The 20,995-nt window shown below is 44.2% G+C and carries 13 protein-coding genes; 2 read left to right on the top strand and 11 right to left on the bottom strand.

Annotation, left to right across the window (positions count from 1 at the left end):
• Nucleotides 1–133 precede the first annotated feature (133 nt).
• Together DWX23_RS17695 and DWX23_RS17690 are read left to right on the top strand one after the other, a co-directional pair.
• On the top strand, nucleotides 134–3,523 hold the full coding sequence (locus DWX23_RS17695; RefSeq protein WP_122354227.1) for a TonB-dependent receptor: 3,390 nt from the start codon (nucleotides 134–136) through the stop codon (nucleotides 3,521–3,523).
• 18 nt (nucleotides 3,524–3,541) lie between these two features.
• Entirely contained in the window at nucleotides 3,542–5,482 is a 1,941-nt protein-coding gene (locus tag DWX23_RS17690) for a RagB/SusD family nutrient uptake outer membrane protein (RefSeq protein ID WP_122375432.1), read from the top strand.
• Between the two features lie 71 nt (nucleotides 5,483–5,553).
• Here the strand turns inward: DWX23_RS17690 and DWX23_RS17685 are convergent, their stop codons facing one another.
• From DWX23_RS17685 to DWX23_RS17640, 11 genes are all read right to left on the bottom strand, one after another.
• Complete coding sequence (locus tag DWX23_RS17685; RefSeq protein ID WP_122354229.1) at nucleotides 5,554–6,324, bottom strand: ABC transporter ATP-binding protein; 771 nt, start codon at nucleotides 6,322–6,324, stop codon at nucleotides 5,554–5,556.
• A gap of 3 nt (nucleotides 6,325–6,327) precedes the next feature.
• Entirely contained in the window at nucleotides 6,328–7,074 is a 747-nt protein-coding gene (locus DWX23_RS17680; protein WP_122354290.1) for an ABC transporter permease, read from the bottom strand.
• A gap of 110 nt (nucleotides 7,075–7,184) precedes the next feature.
• Nucleotides 7,185–8,717 carry a PD40 domain-containing protein gene (locus DWX23_RS17675; protein ID WP_122375431.1) on the bottom strand — a complete coding sequence of 511 codons (1,533 nt, stop codon included), beginning with the start codon at nucleotides 8,715–8,717 and terminating at the stop codon, nucleotides 7,185–7,187.
• Nucleotides 8,718–8,728: 11 nt separating this feature from the next.
• Nucleotides 8,729–10,462 carry a DUF6057 family protein gene (locus DWX23_RS17670; RefSeq protein ID WP_122375430.1) on the bottom strand — a complete coding sequence of 578 codons (1,734 nt, stop codon included), beginning with the start codon at nucleotides 10,460–10,462 and terminating at the stop codon, nucleotides 8,729–8,731.
• A gap of 14 nt (nucleotides 10,463–10,476) precedes the next feature.
• Nucleotides 10,477–10,707 (bottom strand): hypothetical protein, encoded by a 231-nt coding sequence (locus DWX23_RS17665; RefSeq protein WP_122375429.1) that lies wholly within the window; start codon nucleotides 10,705–10,707, stop codon nucleotides 10,477–10,479.
• 11 nt (nucleotides 10,708–10,718) lie between these two features.
• Nucleotides 10,719–10,868, bottom strand: coding sequence for a DUF5989 family protein (locus DWX23_RS25010; RefSeq protein ID WP_183672329.1), 150 nt, complete (start codon nucleotides 10,866–10,868; stop codon nucleotides 10,719–10,721).
• Nucleotide 10,869: 1 nt separating this feature from the next.
• Nucleotides 10,870–12,687, bottom strand: coding sequence for a carbamoyltransferase (locus DWX23_RS17660; RefSeq protein ID WP_122375428.1), 1,818 nt, complete (start codon nucleotides 12,685–12,687; stop codon nucleotides 10,870–10,872).
• Nucleotides 12,688–12,701: 14 nt separating this feature from the next.
• The gene (locus DWX23_RS17655) at nucleotides 12,702–14,645 is read right to left on the bottom strand and encodes an SGNH/GDSL hydrolase family protein (RefSeq protein WP_147382552.1); all 1,944 of its coding nucleotides are present in this window, start codon (nucleotides 14,643–14,645) and stop codon (nucleotides 12,702–12,704) included.
• Between the two features lie 72 nt (nucleotides 14,646–14,717).
• Nucleotides 14,718–15,404, bottom strand: coding sequence for a DUF3823 domain-containing protein (locus DWX23_RS17650; RefSeq protein WP_122375426.1), 687 nt, complete (start codon nucleotides 15,402–15,404; stop codon nucleotides 14,718–14,720).
• 18 nt (nucleotides 15,405–15,422) lie between these two features.
• A complete protein-coding gene (locus DWX23_RS17645) occupies nucleotides 15,423–17,210 on the bottom strand; it encodes a RagB/SusD family nutrient uptake outer membrane protein (RefSeq protein WP_122375425.1) in 1,788 nt (595 codons plus the stop codon).
• Between the two features lie 10 nt (nucleotides 17,211–17,220).
• Nucleotides 17,221–20,397, bottom strand: a complete 3,177-nt coding sequence (locus DWX23_RS17640; protein ID WP_233587662.1) for a TonB-dependent receptor — start codon at nucleotides 20,395–20,397, stop codon at nucleotides 17,221–17,223.
• Nucleotides 20,398–20,995: the final 598 nt, after the last annotated feature.

Genomic DNA, 20,995 nt, shown 5'->3' with positions numbered 1-20,995 from the left:
AATTAAAAAATTATGCCATGAAGAAGAGAAGTTAGCTTTTTTCATATGAAAAAAGCCGGATGATATGCCCGTATCATCCGGCGGAGAATTAATCTAATCATATTAATGATTAATCAAAAATCTAAGTAAAGTTATGAATAAGAAAATTAATCCTTGCAGGATAGCGAGGAGAAAACCTTTGTGTTTTTTTATAATTAGCATTTTTTTATTTTTTTCTACTACTTCGCTATATGCGGTAGAGAGTGACGTGTATATACAACAGAAGAGTTTTACAGTGAAAATGGAAAATAAAACTGTAAAAGATGTAATTCATTACGTCGAGAGTAACAGTGAATTCATTTTCATGTACACGCAAAAGTTATTGAAAGTTCTCGATAAGAAAGTATCCATAGATGTCAAAGATAAGAATATCTCGTCGATCATGGAACTGTTAGCCTTGGAGACTGGTATCAGGTACGAAATAAAGGATCGGCAGATTATTTTATCGGAAGCGGCGGAAACGCAACAACAGCAAAAGAAAGGTGTCAATATCAATGGTACGGTTTGGGATGAACAGGGAAATCCTTTACCCGGTGTGAATGTGATTGTAAAATCGACCAATTCAGGTACGACTACCGATATTAACGGTAATTACTTTTTGTCGGTTCCCGGAAAGAACTCTGTCCTGACATTCAGTTATATTGGTTTTGAATCGCAGGATGTAACGGTGGGCGGACAAATTAATATCAATGTCAACCTGAAAGAGATATCTACCGGTCTGAACGAAGTGGTGGTAGTCGGTTTCGGTTCACAGAAAAGAGAGTCGATCGTGGGATCCATTACAACGATAGAACCAGGCCTGTTACAGCAAAGTCCGTCGCGTGCCCTGAGTAATAACCTGGCAGGTCAATTAGCCGGTGTGATTGCCGTACAGCGTTCCGGTGAGCCGGGAGCAGATGGTTCGAGTTTCTGGATCCGGGGTATTTCATCTTTCCAGAATGCAGGACGCAGCCCGCTGGTTTTGGTGGATGGCGTAGAACGGACATTGGACGATATGGATCCTTCGGAGATCGAGTCCTTCTCCGTGTTGAAAGATGCGGCAGCCAGTGCCGTTTATGGGGTACGTGGTGCGAATGGCGTTATCATCGTCAATACGAAGCGGGGTAAGTTAGGAAAACCGACTGTAGATGTACATTATGAACAAGGTTTTACCCAGCCGGTGAAGTTGCCTAAATTTATCGGTTCGGCGGATTATTTGTCATTAATGAATGAGCTGTCTCTGGATGGCGGAGGATCGACGATCTACTCTCCGGACCTGATCGAGAAATATCGTACTAATGCGGACCCTGAATTATATCCGAATGTAGACTGGTTGGATGAGATCACTAAAGACCATGCGACTAACCGGCGGGCAAATCTGACGGTAACCGGTGGTAGCGACGTTTTACGTTACGCGTTAGTCGCTTCTTATTATGGCGAACGGGGTATCTTTGAGCGTGATGAAAGCCAGACCTGGGATTCTTCCACTAAATTGAATAAATACAATATGCGTTCGAATGTAGATGTTAATATTACGAAGACTACAATCGCCCGTATCAGTATCGGTGGTTATTTGCAGGAGACGAACGGAATGATAGACGATGGTGATACAAGGGCTTCGGATTTCGTCTTGGATAAAGCCTTTGAGACGCCGCCGTTCGTTCACCCGGCTATCTATTCTTCCGGTGAAATACCGAAGGTGAAAAACCGTACTAATCCCTGGGCGAGAGCTACCCAGCATGGTTTTACAACTTACTCGAATGCAAAGATCGAATCGATGTTCTCCCTGGAACAAGATTTGAAGTTCCTGCTTCCCGGATTAAAAATCAAAGGTATATTCTCTTTTGATCGCTATATCCGTTCCGGCGTGGTTCGTTCAAAGAGTCCGGATTATTATTATCCGGCAACTCAACGTAATGAAGACGGAACATTGGATATTACGATCGCTGATTACGGACAAATGTTTTTAGGAAGCGAAGAAAAAAAAGAATGGGGTAACAAAGCTACTTATCTGGAAGGTAATTTAAGTTATTCCAACAGATTCGGGGAACATGCTGTGGAAGGTATGTTCATGTATAATCAACGTGATTATCAGGACGGAAGTGTCGTTCCTTTTCGCCGGTTAGGTATTGCCGGAAGGACCTCTTATACTTATGGCAACCGTTACATAGGCGAGTTTAACTTTGGATATAACGGTTCGGAAAACTTTGCCAAAGGATATCGTTTTGGCTTCTTCCCGTCTTTCGCTGTCGGTTATTTATTGTCTGAAGAACCATTCATGGAAAAATTTAAAGATACATTTTCCAAAATAAAATTCAGAGGCTCATGGGGTTTGGTTGGTAATGATCAGTTGGAAGGACGGCGTTTTGCCTATATCACTACTATCAATAGTCATGATGATAATCAGTATAAGTGGGGTGTGAATAACGATTATCACCGTACAGGTCGTTATGAAGGAGATTTCGGTATCCCTAATCTGACTTGGGAAACTGTGGAAAAGACGGATATAGGTTTTGAATTGGGGTTGTGGAATGCTCTTGATTTTCAATTCGACTGGTTCCAGGAACATCGTCGTGATATCTTTATGAAACGAAATACGATCCCGTCGGCAGCCGGTTTTATGAATACACCCTGGGCTAATTTCGGAAAAGTTGACAATAAAGGGGTTGACTTGTCCCTTACATTTAATAAGCAATTGAATAAAGACTGGTATCTGAGTTTGCGTGGTACGATGACCTATGCTAAGAATGAGGTCATTGAGAAAGACGAAGCTCCGGGTAGATTAGGAACAAATCGGCAGGAGACTGGCTTGCCTGTCAATCAGTTGTTCGGACTCGTTGCGGAAGGTTTATTTACCGAGGATGATTTTGAAAATGTAGAGCAGGGTGTATTGAAAGATGGAATACCTACTCATACGTTCAGTTCCAAGGTTCGGCCGGGTGATATCAGGTACCGTGATGTGGATGGAGACGGCTCGATCACAGATATGGACCAGGTTCCTTTGGGAGGAACGAAAGATCCGCAGATCGTTTACGGTTTCGGTGGAAATGTCACTTACAAGAATTTCGATTTGAATATTTTCTTTCAGGGAAACGGCAGAACCTGGCGTTTTATCGGAGGTTCAGGATTCCTGCCCGGAAGTTCGATGGGCTCTATGTATAATATTTATGATAATTATCAGGATCGCTGGACATCGGAAAACCCAAGTCAGGATGTCTTTTATCCGCGTTTGACCTACGGGCAAAATGAAAATAACCTGAAAGAGTCGACCTGGTGGTTACGTAATATGAGCATGTTGCGCGTGAAGGATATCGAAGTAGGATATCGCTTTCCCAAAGCATGGATGAGCAAGATCGGTGTAAGATCGCTCCGCCTTTATCTGAAGGGTTCTAATTTGCTGACTTTTTCAGGTTTCAAGATGTGGGATCCGGAACTCGATACAAATAACGGTATGAAATATCCGATCATGAAGTCGGTTTCTTTCGGATTGGATGTTAATTTCTAATATCATAAAATGACTAATATGAAAACTCTAAATTTATTCAAGTATATAGGTGTTTCTGCTATATGTCTGGTCTTGAACGGTTGTTCTGATTTTATCGACAATGCTCCTGATGACCAGCTGACACTGGAGATGGTTTTTAACGATAAGACCCGTACGGAAGATTGGCTGGCTAATATCTACTCCCGTGTCCCGGATCCTTACTGGGGATATGCCAACAAGATCGGTTGGGAAATTGCAGGTGATGATATGACTGCTTCGCAGCGTTGGGTACAATGGTGGGGTGGCACATTACTTAATTTCCGCGTGGGTAATTTTTATACGAGTTCCGATTGGGATGCCAGATTCTGGAATGAATTGCCCCAACGCATCCGTTCTGCTTATATCCTGATCAACAATGCTCATGCCAATCCCTTGCAAAAAGTAACGGAAGAAGATATAGAAACGATGAGAAACGAATGCCGTTTCCTGATTGCATATTATTACTGGACAATGACAGAAGCTTATGGTTCTGTGCCTTATTTTGGTGATGTGGTCGATGTGAATGCACCGTTGGAAGAAATGACGGTCGGACAGATGGCTTTCGATGATATGGTAGATATGCTCGATAAGCAGTTGTTGGAATTGTCGGGTAAACTGCCGGCAAAATGGGAAGAAGCCTTTTTCGGCAGGGCGACCTCGATCGCTTGTCTGGCGGTACGGGCACGTATGCTCTTATTTGCAGCAAGTCCGTTAGTGAACGGAAATGAGATGTACAAAGGATTTTTGAACAATGACGGTAAGGAGCGCTTCAATTCGGCTTACGACCCGAATAAATGGAAGAAAGCTGCGGATGCCTGTAAACTGTTGATCGACAAAGCGCATGAAGCAGGACACGGATTATATTATGAATATATTAATGGTAAGATCGATCCGTTTATGTCATGTTATAATTTGCAATTGAAGAAAACATCCGAGGGTAATAATGAAATATTGTTTGCCCGTCCTGATTGTAATTATGGGGATTGGGAAGGCCATTCAACTCCCCGAGGATGCGGTGGAAACGGAGGATACGGTGTTACACAAGGGTTAGTGGATGCTTTCTTTATGAAGAACGGGCAATCTCCGATCCTGGGATATAATGCAGACGGCTCTCCTGTTATCAATGAAGCATCGGGTTACACGGAAAAAGGCTTTTCTGCTGAACCGGAGATAAGGGAAACGAATTGGGATCCTTGTCGTAAATACCAGGGAGTGAAATCCGGACAGATAACGACTCCGAATACCTTCAATATGTATAGCAACCGTGAACCGCGTTTTTATCTGGCTGTATTGTATAACGGAGCCTGGTTCCATCAGGAAGGACGTATGACGGAGATGATGTCTAACCAGGCGGACGGAGGACCGACCCACGATGCGCCTCAAAACGGCTACCTGAACAGGAAGAAAATATCACTGGAATCTATTCCTAGAGATGGCAAACGTCCTTATCGCCCGGGTATCCTGTACCGTATGGGAGAGGCTTACCTGAATTATGCGGAGGCTTTGAACGAATGTGAACCGGGAAATAAAGATATCATACTTTATCTGAATAAGATCCGTGAACGTGCCGGTATTCCTGAATACGGAACAGGAACAGATAACAATGGCTTTCAACGCATCCCCTATACAGACAATCAGGCGACAGTACGTGAACTGATTCGTAAAGAACGTCGTGTTGAATTATGTTGCGAAGGTATCCGTTATCACGATATCCGTCGTTGGAAATTAGGTGAAGAACTGCTGAACGGGTATGATTATGGAATGAATTTCGGCGGTACGGAGTATTCTGACGATGCTTCCAACAGCAATGCATTCTTTGTCCGTTCAAAATGTTTGTTGCGTGCATTCCAGAAGAAACAGTATTGGATGCCTATCCATCAGAGTGAAGTGGATAAAGACCCGACTTTGATTCAGGCCCCTTTCTGGAATACGAATGAGTAAAATAGAAGTGTGTTTTTAATTATTATATAGTTTATTGCAAAAGAGGATGTTAGTACTAACATCCTCTTTTATTATCCTTCTTCCTGCTTCATCTCTACTTCTTTCACTTTCCGGAACAGATCGGACGCAAAAATAAAGTCGTTCAATGCTTTATTATTCGAGGTGATGACCTGGTCTTTCGTTCCCTGCCATTCTTTTACACCTTCCTTGATAAAGATGATGTTTTCTCCGATATTCATAACGGAGTTCATGTCGTGGGTATTGATAACGGTCGTCATCTGGTATTCGGTAGTGATATCGTGGATCAGATCGTCTATCAGCAACGATGTTTTAGGATCCAGGCCCGAGTTCGGTTCATCACAGAACAAATACTTCGGATTCAAAGCGATCGCGCGGGCAATGGCAGCACGTTTCATCATACCACCGCTGATCTCGGACGGGTATAAATGTTCAGCTTCCTCAAGATTGACACGTTCCAGGCAGAACATGGCCCTTTTTTCTCTATCTTTATAAGACTCTTTCGAGAACATATTGAGCGGGAACATCACATTTTCAAGAACGGTCATACTGTCAAACAAGGCAGATCCCTGGAACAGCATTCCCATTTCCCGGCGGAGCATGTTCAACTCCTGTTTGTTCATTGAAGTAAGGTCCCGTCCGTCATACAGAATCTCGCCCGAATCAGGTTTCATCAGGCCGATAATATTTTTGATCAGAACCGTTTTACCCGAACCGCTTCGTCCGATGATCAGGTTGGTCTTCCCTGTTTCAAAGACTGCGCTGATATCGTTCAACACTTTACGGCCTTCAAATGATTTCGTTATGTTTTTTACTTCTATCATTTTTTACGTAAGCATTAAATGGGTCATTATTACGTCTGCCAGCAGGATCATGATGCTGCTCATTACGACAGCATTCGTACTCGCTTTACCGACTTCGAGTGCTCCTCCTTTCACATAGTAACCGAAATAAGCGGCTATCGATGAGATGATGAAGGCGTAAACTACCGATTTTATAATAGAATACCAGATATAAAATTCATTGAAATAAAATTGCAATCCATATTCGAAGGAAGCCGGTGTCATACCCGTTCCTGTCGAATGGCTGGCCGCTATACCTCCCAGTATCCCCGTGAACATACTGAAAATAACCAGTACGGGAATAAAAATCATCAGCCCTGCGATTTTCGGCATGATCAGGAAGTTGGCGGAGTTGACGCCCATGATCTCCATCGCATCGATCTGTTCTGTTACCCGCATCGTACCGATCTCGGATGCAATGTTACTCCCGACCTTACCGGCAAGAATCAGACACATGATAGAGGATGAAAACTCCAGCAGGATAATTTCACGGGTCGTATATCCGATCGTAAATTTAGGAATCAGCGGAGAGCTGATATTCAACGATATCTGGATGGCGATAACCGTACCGATAAAAACGGAGATGATAATTACGATCCAAAGCGAATCTACCCCCAGCTTATATATTTCTTTTATCAATTGTTTGAAGAACATGCTCCATCTGTCAGGGATCGACAAGGATTTTCCCATCAAGATGACATATTCTCCCATTCTTTGTAATGCTTTATTCATCATTTTATTGATTACTTATCTGTTCCAGTCTGCAAATATAACTGAAATATGTCAACAACTGTTCATGGTTTAGGATTTTATAGCTTACCCGGAATGTATAAGACAATCCGTTAGTTCACCTCGCTTTTATTCCCGGACTTGCCGGAAGCGGAAGGAACATGGCCGTCTTTACGAAATTTGACTTGTCCGGATACGGCCGATTTTGCCGTTTCTGCTATTTCATGGGGATTCACTTTCACTGCGCCTTTCACGAGTTGCGGAAGGTTATAGGCTTTGAATAAGTCTTGATAGAAATCCGGATCCTTCTGGGGAAGAAGAAATGGTTTGCCTATTTCCCCGTTCTCTCCGATATAGGCGATAAAAGGGCGGTTATATACACCGTCCAGTCGGCGGCTGCTGAAAACGATCCACCGGCTGTTGGACGACCAGTTGGTATAGCTTTCCGAATAATCCGTATTCAGCGCTTTTGCAGGCTTAAAACTTTTTGTGCGGGTGTCATACAGGTACAGATCCGATTCTTTATCCCAGCTCAGGAAACAGCCGCTGGAGGCAACGCTGCAAAGAATATAGCGTCCGTCGGGCGATATACTCGGTAGTGAAACTCCTTTCCCTTCGGAAACCAGGTCTACCAGCGTGTCGACTTTCGAAGCGAACTCTTGCCGGTCGACATCGAAATCGATGCTGCATAGCCGGTATTTCACACGGTCGAAATCCTGGGGCAGACTGTCCACACGCGGACAACTGCAGAAATAAAGTTTTTTCCCATCGGGAGAGAAAACCGGGAAATTCTCTAACTGCTCCTTGTCGGATAATAACGGGCTGGTATAGACTTCATTTTTGTCTGTATCGTAGAGTACGATATCTGAATACAGGTCGTACACTTCTATCAGTTTACTGTTCGCTTCAAAAAAAGACATTTGAGTGTTATTGGTAGAAAATGCGATATCTTTTCCGGAAGGATGCCAGTACGGGTATACAAAATTGGAAATCGTATACTCGGTTTTGGTTTCCAGTTTGACGACCGATCCGTCTTTTATCAGGATAGTACCCGGATTGATCTTTCGCATATGAAGGACCATTTGATCCGGATCTCCCTGATTGAAGGAATGGCAGTTCATGCAGTTATGTCCCGTTTTATCATTGGCAATGATCTCTTTTTCTGAAAAAGAAGAAAGTTCCCGCTGATAGATTCCCATTTCATTCCAGTTGGCGTAAGTCGGTTCTATCAACCGGTAAACGAGATGACTGTCTATCGGATCGGGGGAGATGTACCAATGAAACGGGCGATGGGCTATCCAGCCGTCCTGATCCGGAGTATAAATAGTTACCGTCACCTTATCCCCCTGAGCCTGCTCTAGCAGGTGGCGCCATTTTGTTAACGGGATGTTCACGTAATCGGAGACCGATAGGGTGAACTGGTAATCCCTGGCCGAAAACAGCACCTTGCATTTTCCTCCGGGTTCCAGGCGGAAATTCAACGGTGCAATATTGACAGGAACCGTAATCTCTTTATAATCCGGGAAAATAGGCGGACAATCCTCGGAGGACCGTGCCTCCGAAAGTCTTTCGGAACAACTTAGTGCCAATGCACTCCAAAAGAGTAGGATCGATATAACCGGGCGGATATGTATTTGGATTTTCATTTTCTTGAGGATTAAAATTCGTTCGTGTACTGTACGTAAAACCAATACGACTGCCGGAAATTTCCGCTTAACTGCTTTTTGATCACCTCCGGGGGTTGTCCGGACTGGTTGATTTGCAGGTAACGGTAAAAATCAGTGACGACGTCCTGGGATATATTCCATTTGCCGATCAGTGTATTGTCGCGTAACATATAAGCATACATAAGTAAAAACTCCTGGTAAGAACGGGGAAACGGTCTGCCGGTCCCATGGGGAAGGTTCGCTATGCAATGGATAAATCCTTTGTAATCATTCGCCAGGATATATTTGGCCAACAGGAAATCACGGACTTTAGGATTCTCCGGGTCCTCCCTGTGTTTGCATGCCACGTTGTAGAGCATTTCTTTTGCCAGGAACGAATCGTTTTCTTTATATTGTGCCATCGGTATCCGTAAATGCTCCGGGTACTTTCCGGACAAAACGGCTTGCTCCATCTCTTTGGCCCAATTCCGGTAACGTAAGGTCTGTTTTAAGGCATGTATATACTTCATTCCGGATTTGGAGTTCCCGCGTATAATCTCCAGTTCTGCCAGTCGCTGGAACATATAAGGAGATTGTCCCGAAGGTGATTGGGTGTTAGCCATGTAGAGGTAGGCACGAGCTCCGTCATACATGTCCAGATAATAATATGTCTCACCGGTCAGGAACATAGGGAGATAACTGGAAGTCCAGAACTCGTTTATATTCGCCCGTTGTGAGAAACTCATCATTTGGTCGGGCAATTCTCCCTGGTTCAGTAAAGCCAGATTGACGTATGAAACAAAGACGGGATTCCGGTAGGGATGTTCGCTGGCGATCCGGACTATTTCTTTCCACTCCCTTTTTTTGAACAAGTGATCGAGTGTATAAAGCATCTCTTCACTTTGGTCCCTTTTGCTGCAGATAAGGATTCCGCTACCTCCGATAATACAACAGGCAAGTAAGGCGGAAATCCGGTCTGCATATTTAGACTTGGCGGTCATCCGGCTGCCCCATATTGCGAGGAGGCTGCTCAATGCCGGAGAAAAGAGAATATACCAAATAAGAACAGGACTGTTATTCCCCTGGTAAAAAGCGGTGCCGAACCAGGTATCGTTCCAGGATAGCGGGATCAGGTATTGTCTTACGTACAAAGGAAATACTAATGATAATAATAAAAGTACCGTCAGAAAACAGCTGTTTCTGCCGCCTCGCAGTAGTTCGTGAACGACTAGCAGCGACGTATAAACTACCAGGCCACCTCCCGTACTTCCGTATATGACGGGGACCAGCAGTAAAGCTGCGGCATAACGCAGCCACCTCTTAGCGAAGCAGGAGACACCCCAGGCAAGTCCCATAGCGATCAGAACTGCAGCCAAACCTCCGAACCGGGCATTTATATCCATAAAAAACAGAGCGCATATAACCGGTGGAATCAATAAGAAGGTATCCGTGGCTTTCAGTTCCCAGCTACGGACAATACGCTTTTGTAGGGAGAATAAAAGTAATAAAGCGAATGTGAGTAACAGACCTCCGGCATAGTTCCAGGCATAAAATTGGGTGAAAAATGCCCCCAGATAATCAGCTGCTCCCCCGGGTTTGCCGATCAGCGATTGAAAATACAGTTCCGTGAAGCGGAACAACTGTAGTTGTTCGACATATAACAGATGGTAGTTATAGAAGAAACAGAAGAAAACAGCTATGAACAGGAACAGGATACCGGCCCTGTATTTTGATAGAAGTTTCATGTATAATCGTTTATTTACCATGGATTTTCAAAGTCTTTAGCAGTGAATGTCTTATTGCGTCCGATAAAAGAAGTGCTGTCCGCCGGTTTCTTTCTGTTTGTTAAACGATACAACAAAGCGACCGGTGTAAGAACGATAAAATAAATACATCCCAGAATCAGGGGCGTAAAGAGCCGGTTCAGCAATAAACCGAACTTGCTCCATACGCGAATAACCGGATCTTTTATTTTTTGAAACAGAGTCATTTTGCAGTCTTTTAGAATAAGGCATAAATAAAAGGAGCCAGTACCGTATTACCGGTTGCCAGCAATAACAGTCCGATCAGTAACAACAGAACGATCAGAGGCATCAGCCACCATTTTTTTCGTTCACGGAAAAATCCCCATAGATCTTTTAGAAATTCCATATTATGTTTTGCATTGTTTTTTATCGAAGATTATATTTTCCATTACCAGATAATCCATATCCGTTGTCATGAAACAACGGAAGGCATCTGCCGGAGAGCAAACGATCGGTTCGCCCCGGACATTAAAACTTGTGTTGATCAGCATCGGACATCCGGTTTGCTCTTTGAAAGCTGTCAGCAAAGACCAGAATAGCGGATTCGTCTCCCGGTCTACCGTTTGTAACCTGGAGGAGTAATCGACATGTGTGATCGATGGATAATCGGATTTGGCAATTCTCCTTTTTTCCGTGATTTCCAGGTCTGCATATCCGGGCGGAAGTTCTTTTTTGTAGCAGTCTCTTATCTCTGCTGTCAGCAACATATAGTCGGAGCACACCGGACAATCAAAATAAGAAGCCGCCTCTTCTTTTAATATCGCCGGGGCAAACGGACGGAAGCTTTCCCTGAATTTTATTTTCAGATTGACTCTTTGCTGCATCTCCGGATAGCGGGGATCGGCTAAAATACTCCGGTTTCCCAATGCCCGCGGACCAAATTCCATTCGTCCCTGAAACCAGCCGATACAGTTTCCCCGCGCTAACAGGCGGGCGGTATGGCGGCAAAGTTCTCTCCGGTTGTCGAAGGATCGGAACGGTACATTTTCCTCCTCAGCCAGTTCCCGGATCTCAGCATCGGTATAAGCGGGTCCGAGTAGCGCCCCTTTCATTCGGTCCGGTTGGCGGCAGGTGCGTTCTTTACCGGCATGAATATAATACGCAGCCAATGCAGCCCCCAAGGCGCCCCCGGAGTCTCCGGCAGCCGGTTGGATAAAGAGCTGGTCGAATACTTTTTCTTTTATGATTCTACCGTTTGCAACGCAATTCAGGGCAACTCCTCCTGCCAGGCATAAGGCGGTGGCCGAGGTCTCTTTCCGGGCTTCATGAACCAGTTTCAACAAGATCTCTTCGGTGACGATCTGTGCTGCACAAGCCAGGCTGCAATGCGCCGGCAGAAGATCGGTTTCCGGTTTCCGTCGGGGAAAACCGAATAACTTTTCCCATTTCCGGCTTTTGACCATTGTCAAGCCTGTCTGATAATTGAAATAAGCTTGGTTCAAAGTGATCGAACCATCCGGGTGGATACGTACCAGGCGTTCTTTTATCAGTTCGGCAAACCGTAATGTCGTTTCTGAGGACCGGTCTCCGTATGGGGCTAATCCCATTAATTTGTATTCTCCTGAGTTTACACGAAATCCCAAGTAATAGGTAAAAGCAGAGTAAAACAATCCGATTGAATCCGGGAAATGCATCTCTTTCAGTACTTCGATCTTATTTCCTTTTCCCAGCGACAAAGATAAGGTGGCCCATTCGCCGACTCCGTCGACCGTCAGGATCGCTGCTTTTTCATATGGAGAGGCAAAGAATGCGGAAGCCGCATGTGCCAGATGATGTTCCGTGAAAAGTAACCGGGTATGTGTTTCGTCATATCGACCGAGTGTACGCAGTTCTTTTCTCAACATCTGTTTGAAAAACATTTTCTCTTTGATCCATATGGGAATACCTTTCAGGAAAGGCTTGAATCCCAGCGGAGCATGTCGGTAGAAGGTTTCCAGGATACGTTCGAATTTCATGAACGGCTTGTCATAAAATACGACGATATCGATTGCTGATAAAGCAATTCCGGCTTCTTGCAGACAAAAAAGAATTGCCCTGCGGGGAAAAGAGGGATCGTTCTTTATCCGGGAAAAACGCTCTTCCTGTGCAGCGGCGACAACTTCACCATCTTTTAACAAAGCAGCGGCCGAATCGTGATAATATGCTGATATTCCTAATATATACATTTGCTTTTGTTCCTCTATCTGGTCAGTTTTCGATCCGGATACAGAGCAGCAGCCTCCGTATTTCCTATTTGTAAATAGATTTCCCTGATTTTCCGGTATATCTCATCCGACGGAGTTGTTTCCAGTAATTTTTTATACCGGATGATCTCGATGCAATGATTTTTTAGCGTCCGGAAATTCATGGAGCTTTGATTGTTGGCTATTGCATATTCCATATATTGGACAGCAGTCTCCGGCTTGTCGAGGCGTAAGGCGACTGATATGATTTCTTTTGCACATGGAAATGTGTTATGCAGAGTAAAACTTTTCCGGTAATATTCCAGTGCCTCTTCATACCGATGCATCACGGTACAAATATCCCCCGCTGACGAATAAAAGGCCGGATCATATTCATTGTCCAGTATGCGTACCCTCATCAGGTCGAGAGCCAGCGGGTAATCTTTTACCGATACGGCATATTTATAGAGGGTTTCCATCGACTTATACCAGTTTTTCTCACGGACATATTGCATCGCCATCTTTTCAACCGGTGTTTCAGCCTGTATCGTATCGTTTCCTGTTTCGAAGAACGGGAACCCTTGTTTCAGGCGGGCGCAGGAATATGCTCCGGCCAGTGAGTCGAATTCCAGGACCGGAAAAGTCGACAGGCTTTCTCCGGTAACGACATATTCGTTCATCTTTTTCTCCCGGAAAAATCCGGCTCCGTTCAATTCCCGTAAAAAACATTTTGCGATCAGCCTGTGTCCTTCTATGGTCGGATGCACATGTTCCAGCAACAGTTTATAACCGGGGATATGATCCGGAGATTCTGCTTTGAAAGTGGCTTCTGCATCTACTTTATGTATATTGTTGAATGTACCGGCTAGCCGGTCGATCGTTTCGTTTATTTCATCCGGTGCCCGGAAACGTAATCCGTCTTTTTGTTTCGCATCGTTGAAATAGCTGTAAGCCTTTTCTTTTTCCCCCAATGCCAGTTTTACCTTCCCCAGAAGATAGGAACAGTCAGCATAGGCAGGATCCTGGTTGTAAAGGAGGGTCAGGATGGAATCAGCCGTTGTGATCTCTCCTTGACCGACAGAGAGTCGGGCAGCCTGTAACTGTTCCCGGTAAAATGTGGAATCGGTCTTTTCCGACAAGATACTCCTGAAAGGATATTGGTCTTTCAGATTCGTCCCTACGGTAGAGCAGAATACCGGAATAATCTCTTCATGGAAAACAGACATAAGGTCCTCCATATTACGTCTGAACTGGTCGATACCCTTGTAAAAAAGCGGACTTTGATATTTTATCAGTTGGTTTTTAACTACATACTTCATCAGATTGTCAGACTCTTTATCGATGCTGCGACTTCTGAATGAATGGGTGATCCGCTCCAATAACTGGACCAGCCGTGTCTGGCGCAAGCGGATGATCATTCGTACGGTTGTCGGATTGTTACCGAACGTATTTGTCGATCCTACACCCAATGCACCGTAATATTCATTGTGTCCTCCGTAGATGAGGATCGCATCCGGTTCGTATTTTGCCAGTTCTTTTCCGAAGTCATAGAATGTGTAGGAGTTGATTGCCGTCAGGGAAAGATTGATGATCTCGATGTTTTTTGAAGGATTATTTTTCTGCAATTCATATTTCAGCATTCGCTGGAAAGAAATATTGTTTGGATAAGGAAAACCGAGGGCGGCAGATTCTCCCAGAACAAACATACGTATGGTATTGGCATCTTTCTTTTTTTTGAAGAATTCGATATTTCCAGTGGTTGCCTGTGAGGCTGTAAAATAACGCTTACTGATCTCTTTATTCATGTACAGATATTGCCCGTCGGGTGTCGTGAGGAACAAATGATCCAGATCGATCCCGTATCCGCCCCATCGTAATCCTGATTCGGCAAGAAACAGTATCACAAGAGGCAATAACAAGCTGAAAAGTAATCCCAATGTATTTTTATATCTGTTTGTCATGTTTGAGCCGATATGTATTATGAACACAGATGGCATAGATAAAAGTGCCATCTGTGTTCTGTAAGGATAGTATTACGGAATTTTCACTTCTATAACAGTGCTGTAATTGTAATAATTACCGGAGTTTTCTCCTAAAGCACCTGCCCGGAAGTAATAAGTTTTCCCGCTTTGCAGGCCTGTAAATTCAGCTTGTAATGTAGAAGAAGCGATTTGATCGTCCGTCATTTCACTTAGTTGGGCTTCTACTTTGCCCGTATAAGTGTTTTTATCTACATACTGAGTTTTTCCACAGTAAAATTCTACCGCCTTTATCACTCTTTTGCTGGAAGTGTGTTTTACTGTTGCCGTCATTTTAACAGTTGTTCCAGAAGCTGTTGCATTGGCTGAAACACGCAGGAAAGGGGTTACTTTCATCTCCAGCGTCTGGGTACCGCTGATTTCTATTTCTACTTTTTCCGGAGTCTCAAACGGCCCCTCGGCTACGATTTGGTATTTCCCCGGGAAAATAGCATTATTGGTAAACGTCCCGTCTTGTTTCGTATAGAAATCGTTCGGCTGGTTTGCCCAATTCCCGTTATAAAACTCATAGATACGGATACGGGATCCGTTCTGATACTGGCAAGGTACATTCTCATTCGTTTCTGCATCCACCAACGCTCCTGTGAGTGAGGCTGTCGGTTCGTCGTAGTTGTCCAGGCTGCACCCCTGGAAACTGATTAATCCGCAAAGGACTACTGCTAAAAATATTATTTTTCGCATATGTATCTGTTTTGATAATTAAAAACCAGGATTCTGAACTAACAAATCGTTCTTCTCGACTTCTGGTATCGGTTGATAATAGTTTTTATCCAGGAATGTTTTAGGCAACTGCATGGTGTTCGGACCTTTCTCGAATGTATATTTGCGGGTCTTATAATCCATCCAGGGGATCAGGGCGGAGAACATGGTGTTGTTCATCACTTTGGTCGCAGTTCTCCAGCGTACCAGATCCCAGAATCTCAGATTCTCGAAAGCCAGTTCGACCTGGCGTTCGTGACGCACGTCTTCGATCGTGATACCTGACTTCTCTTTGATACCGGCACGTTTCCTCACTTCGTTCAACCGGGGCAATGCCTGACTGCCCTTACCTAGTTCGACTGCCGCTTCAGCATAATTCAACAGCGTTTCCGCATAGCGGAATACCATGAAGTTCGTTTCCGAGCGATCTTGTTCCACCCGGTTGTTCGGATCCATGAATTTCTTAATGTAAAAACCGGTACGGCTACAGTCTCCCTGCATCACCAGGCCATCCTTTCCACTGGTTGTCAGGCTGGGATCTTCCGGGAATTTGTCGGCGAAAGCCGTTGCTTCGACCTTTACACCGTCACTACCGATTATACCGCGTCTGATCTCCAACACGTTGTTTTGCCAGGGACAGTTCGGATATAATACAGAAGCAAAGAAACGGGGATCTTTATCTTTAAAGATATCGTCGGCATTGTCATAGAAAATAGGATTTCCGCTGGCATCTTCTGTTTTCAGAGCACCCGGTGTGCCGTCCGTATATTCGTAGGCTTCCACTAATTCCAGTGTCGGACTGGTATTGGTTCCCCAGTCGATTTTGAACGAAGGAGCTGCCATCGCATAATCGAAATTATGTCCCTTATCCGGAACAGCATATGCTTTTACATAGATCGCTTCCTCGTGTAAGGTCTTATCCAGGAACAGATTCTGGTAATTGGCCGCTTTGTCGTCATTTTTTTCATACAACGAGAACTGTCCCGACTGAATGATCATTTCGGATGCCGCCATAGACTTTTCGAAGAATGAATTTGCCTTGTCGGCTGGGATACCCACCAGTCCGTTCAGCTGAAGGTTCCCATATTTGCTGATCGAACCGGCATATAACATTGCGCGTGATTTCAAAGCGGCTGCAGCATACTTGGTGGCACGGAACTGATCTGTCGCAGCATAGCTTTCAGGCAGGCCGGCAATTGCCAGGTCACATTCTTCTGCGATGAAGTTCCAGGTCTCTTCCTCCGTGTTTCTGGCTACCTTTAATTCGTCGATGTTTCCTCCGGTATACTCCTGCACTTCTTTGATCAGCGGAACACCGCCGAAACGTTTCACCAGGGAGAAATAGTAGAAAGCACGGATGAAATGTCCTTCTGCGATATAACGGGTTTTCAGGTCTTCCGCAATGTTCGCATCCGGAATTTTCTGGAAGAACTCGTTGACTATGCGGATATCTTTGTAAGCGCTTCCCCAAAGGTTGTTATCACTCTGGTCGTTGCTCATAAAGCTGTTGGAGAAGGTTGGTGTATACGGATGTCCCCATGAATAACTACGCATGGATTCGTCCGTATAATGGCCCAGAGTACCCCAGTTGATCAGCCAGCCATGAGGTTCGACAAATACTTTTTCATACATCCCGGCCATATACGCCTGGATGGCGCTTTCACTCGACCAGACATTATCGTCGGATATGACATCCAGCGGTTTCCTGTCCAGAAAATCATTAATGCAGGACGTGAAGGAAAATAATCCGCTAACGGCTAATATTATCAATAATTTTAAACTTTTCATATTCTATTCTTTAAAAAGTAACATTAACACCAACATTCCATATTCTCAATTGCGGATAAAGGATACGGTCGCTGCTCGGAGCTTCCGGGTCACCGAACGGAAGGTTGTCGAAAGTCAGCAGGTTATTGCCCGATACGTATAATCTCAGGTTACTGATACCTGCCTGACTCATCCATTTGCTTGGGAACGTGTAGCCGAATTCCAGATTCTTTACACGCAGGTAATAAGAACTGATCGTGTTGAATGTTGAAGTTCTCTTGTTCGATTCCTTACCGGAGTTATAGGTTGAAGGATATTTTCCGGGAATCCATTCTGAATTCGGATCATAGAGGTCGGCACGGTGCCATCTGTCCATGAAACATTCCAAGGCACTTGAACCGTTGAACAGGGCATATCCCATGATCCCGTCCATACGTGTGCTGTAATTGGTAGCCCCTTGCATCAGGATAGAGAGGTCGAATCCTTTCCAGGAAGCGGAGAGATCCAGTCCGAAATAGATTTCCGGCGTATTGCTGCGGCCGATCGGTTGCAAGTCGTACTCGTTGATAACACCGTCACCGTTGAAGTCTTCAAATTTCAGGTCACCCGGCATAAGCGTCGTATTGCCGGCGCCATCCTGTACGGCCCAGTTGTTGATCTCTTCCTGGTTCTGGAACTGTCCGACATACTTATAACCGAATTCCATATTTTGCCATCTGTCACTCCGGTTGTTTCTCCAGTTGGTATATGAACTGATCGGATCGGCCTGTTCGATATGACGGTCTTTGATACGGGTGAATGACATATTACCTTTGACTGAATAAGTCCAGTCGCCGATTTTATTGGTATGTCCCAACACAAGTTCAAAACCGCGATAGTCGTCACTGTTCAGGTTTTCCTGTGGGAAAGAGGCTCCGAATGTATTCGGAAGAGATCCTGAACGGTAGGCTATCAGACCGTCTCTTTTACGATAGAATACGTCGAAGTTAACTTCCAGCATCCGGTTCCATAAAGAAGCATCGATGCCGACATTGACGATTTTGGAGGTTAGCCAGGTATAATCGAGGTTAGCCAATCCTTTTGTTATTACACTGTTGATCACGTCGCTCCCGAAAATATAATTGGTTCCGCCCGGATAATTATAACCGGTCAGGTATTGGAACGCCTTTACAGTGGCATTACCGTCCCTGTCTAATGCCTGGTCGTCTCCCATAACCCCGTAAGAAGCACGAAGTTTCAGGTTGTCTATGATCGAAGTATTATTTTTGATGAATGCTTCTTCCGATAAACGCCAACCGGCTGATACACTGGGAAAGAATCCCCAACGGTTATTTTTGTAAAATTTAGCGGAACCGTCCTCTCTGAAGGCGAACTCAAACAGATATTTGCTCATATAGTCATAGTTGATACGTCCGACAAATGAAACATTAGCCAGTTCACTTTCCACACCGTTATTGGTCTTGTTTTTATCCATACCGGCATTGATCTGGTCGAGTGCGTCGATAGCGAACTGCCGGTAAGCCGATACATAATCATCCAGGTCTTCGCGCTGTTCATACAGGAAGAGGGCTGAAATATTATGTTTGTCCATGAAAGAACGGTTGTAATTCAAAGAAAATTGCAACAGGTTCTGTTCACTTGTATAGTCTTTGCGATACAAGGCAGAGGGAGAGTTCCCGGTAAAGACCTTATTATATTTATCACTTGCCTGATCATGTGAATATAGATAGAATTCTTTTTGAAAATTCTTAGTTTCTTCGACCTTTGTCAGGTAAGAGAACATCACTTTGGCAGACAGACCGGGAATAAAAGGCATATCATATTTCAACGCGAACGAACCGTTGAAAAGTTTCTTTTTCTCTTTCCGGTATCCGGATACATCCGCATCGGCACGGGCTAATGGGTTTTGAAAATTGGTCAGACCGTAGTGAATACCTTCTTCATCGTTCGCATAAGGTGAGAATGTCGGAAGCATACGGGTTATACCGTGAATGATATACGTGTCTTCATCGTACGGTTGCATTTTGTTTTCGACATGTCCTCCCAATTGTACGTCTGCCGTCAGGTGTTTGGCTATTTTAGCCGACACATTGGAGCGGAAATTATAACGGCTGAAACTCAGGTCACCGGTGGAATACATACCTTCCTGATCCAGATAACCTACAGAAGCGAAGTATTTTACATCTTCGTTTCCTCCGTTAATGTTTATATTATGTTGTGTCTGAGGTGCATTTTTCCGTGTGAGGATATCTTTCCAATTATAGCTTTTATAACCGTCCTGTGTCCCTTCCTGGAATAAGGCCAGTTTTTCAGGGCCATAAATAGGAGAGTTCCCATGATTTATGGCATCTTCGTCCACGAGTTCTGCATACTGGGCTGCATTGACAACATTGGGATAATTCGTAAAGTTTTGGAATCCAACGGAGCCGTTGTAAGTAATCTTAGCTTTGCCGGCCGATCCTTTTTTGGTCGTGATCAATACGACACCGTTACCGGCCTTTACACCATAGATAGCTGCAGCAGCGTCTTTCAGGACGGAGATACTTTCAATTTCATTTGGATCGACCTGGAATCCGGGTTGTTCTATCCCATCGACGAGGATCAGCGGTTTACCAAAGCCGCGGATATCCACGGATGATTCGGATCCCGGCATACCACCGGTGTTCTGAACGCGTACACCCGGCAGACGTCCGACCAGTGCATTACTGATATTTGCAACGGGAGCTTGTACGATTTCGTCTGCTCCGATGGCTGTTACAGCACCTGTTACCGTTACCTTCTTTTGTGTACCGTAGCCGACAACGACTACTTCTTCCAGTTTTTGCGTATCTTCCGATAAAGTAGCTGTTATTTGTGATTTACCTGTCACATCCACTTCTTTACTGTTGTAACCGATATAGGAAATGACAAGAACTGCTTTTTCGGGAACATTTAAAGAGAATTCACCATTTATGTCAGTGATGGTTCCATTGGTTGTCCCTTTTACAACCACATTAGCTCCGATAATAGGTTCGCCTGTCTGATCATTGATAATACCCTTTATCTGGCGGGTCGATTGTTGGATTACCGGATTGGCTGGAGCTTGTTTTGCAAGTTGTTCTAAAGTGATGTCGGTAGCAGAAATACCGGAGGTAGTTTGTGCATCTGAAGCCATCATGTGAGTCAGACTGAAAGGTAACAACAATGCGGTCATTTTCACAATTTGCATAGTCTTGTGTGATTGGGAATCCGGGACTATCGATTGTTTATCCATACATTAATAATTATTATAAGGTTATACACTCTGACTTTCATTGAAGGAAAGTCAATTAAATAGCTTATCGGAGGAAGAGAATATCTTCTCTGCGCACTCCTTTATTTTTTTAGCTGCTGTCCATATCCGATCGTGATAAATTAGGATTGTTACAGGAATAAAAAATTGAGTTTCTGTTTGTGTTTTTAATTTGTTAATTTAAACATAACACTCTTTTTGAACGATAATATTTTAGATCCGAAAAGGTAAAATCTTACCCGCCTTATGGTTATCCGTTGCAATCTAATTGCCGGATTGTTTACGTTGGGTTTTACAAGAAGAGTACTGACGTATCTTCGTTCTTGCAGAACTATGGTATTTGAGGGATTAATTATTACAAAGATTTTCTTAATGTTAAAAGGGGAGGCTCGGATTAGGGGTATTTATGTTAAAAAGGCGCGTTTTTTTGCTGTTGTATAACATGTGTGTGATTTTTTTATAAAAAAGATACACTTGTGAATAAAAAACGTTACATTTGCACTGTTTAATGTGCATGAGTTCTGCAAGAACAAGG

The organism is Parabacteroides sp. AF18-52 (assembly GCF_003479145.1).
GTDB lineage: Bacteria > Bacteroidota > Bacteroidia > Bacteroidales > Tannerellaceae > Parabacteroides > Parabacteroides faecis.
Note: the sequence above shows the minus strand (reverse complement) of the source record. Positions and strands in the feature narration are given on the sequence as shown.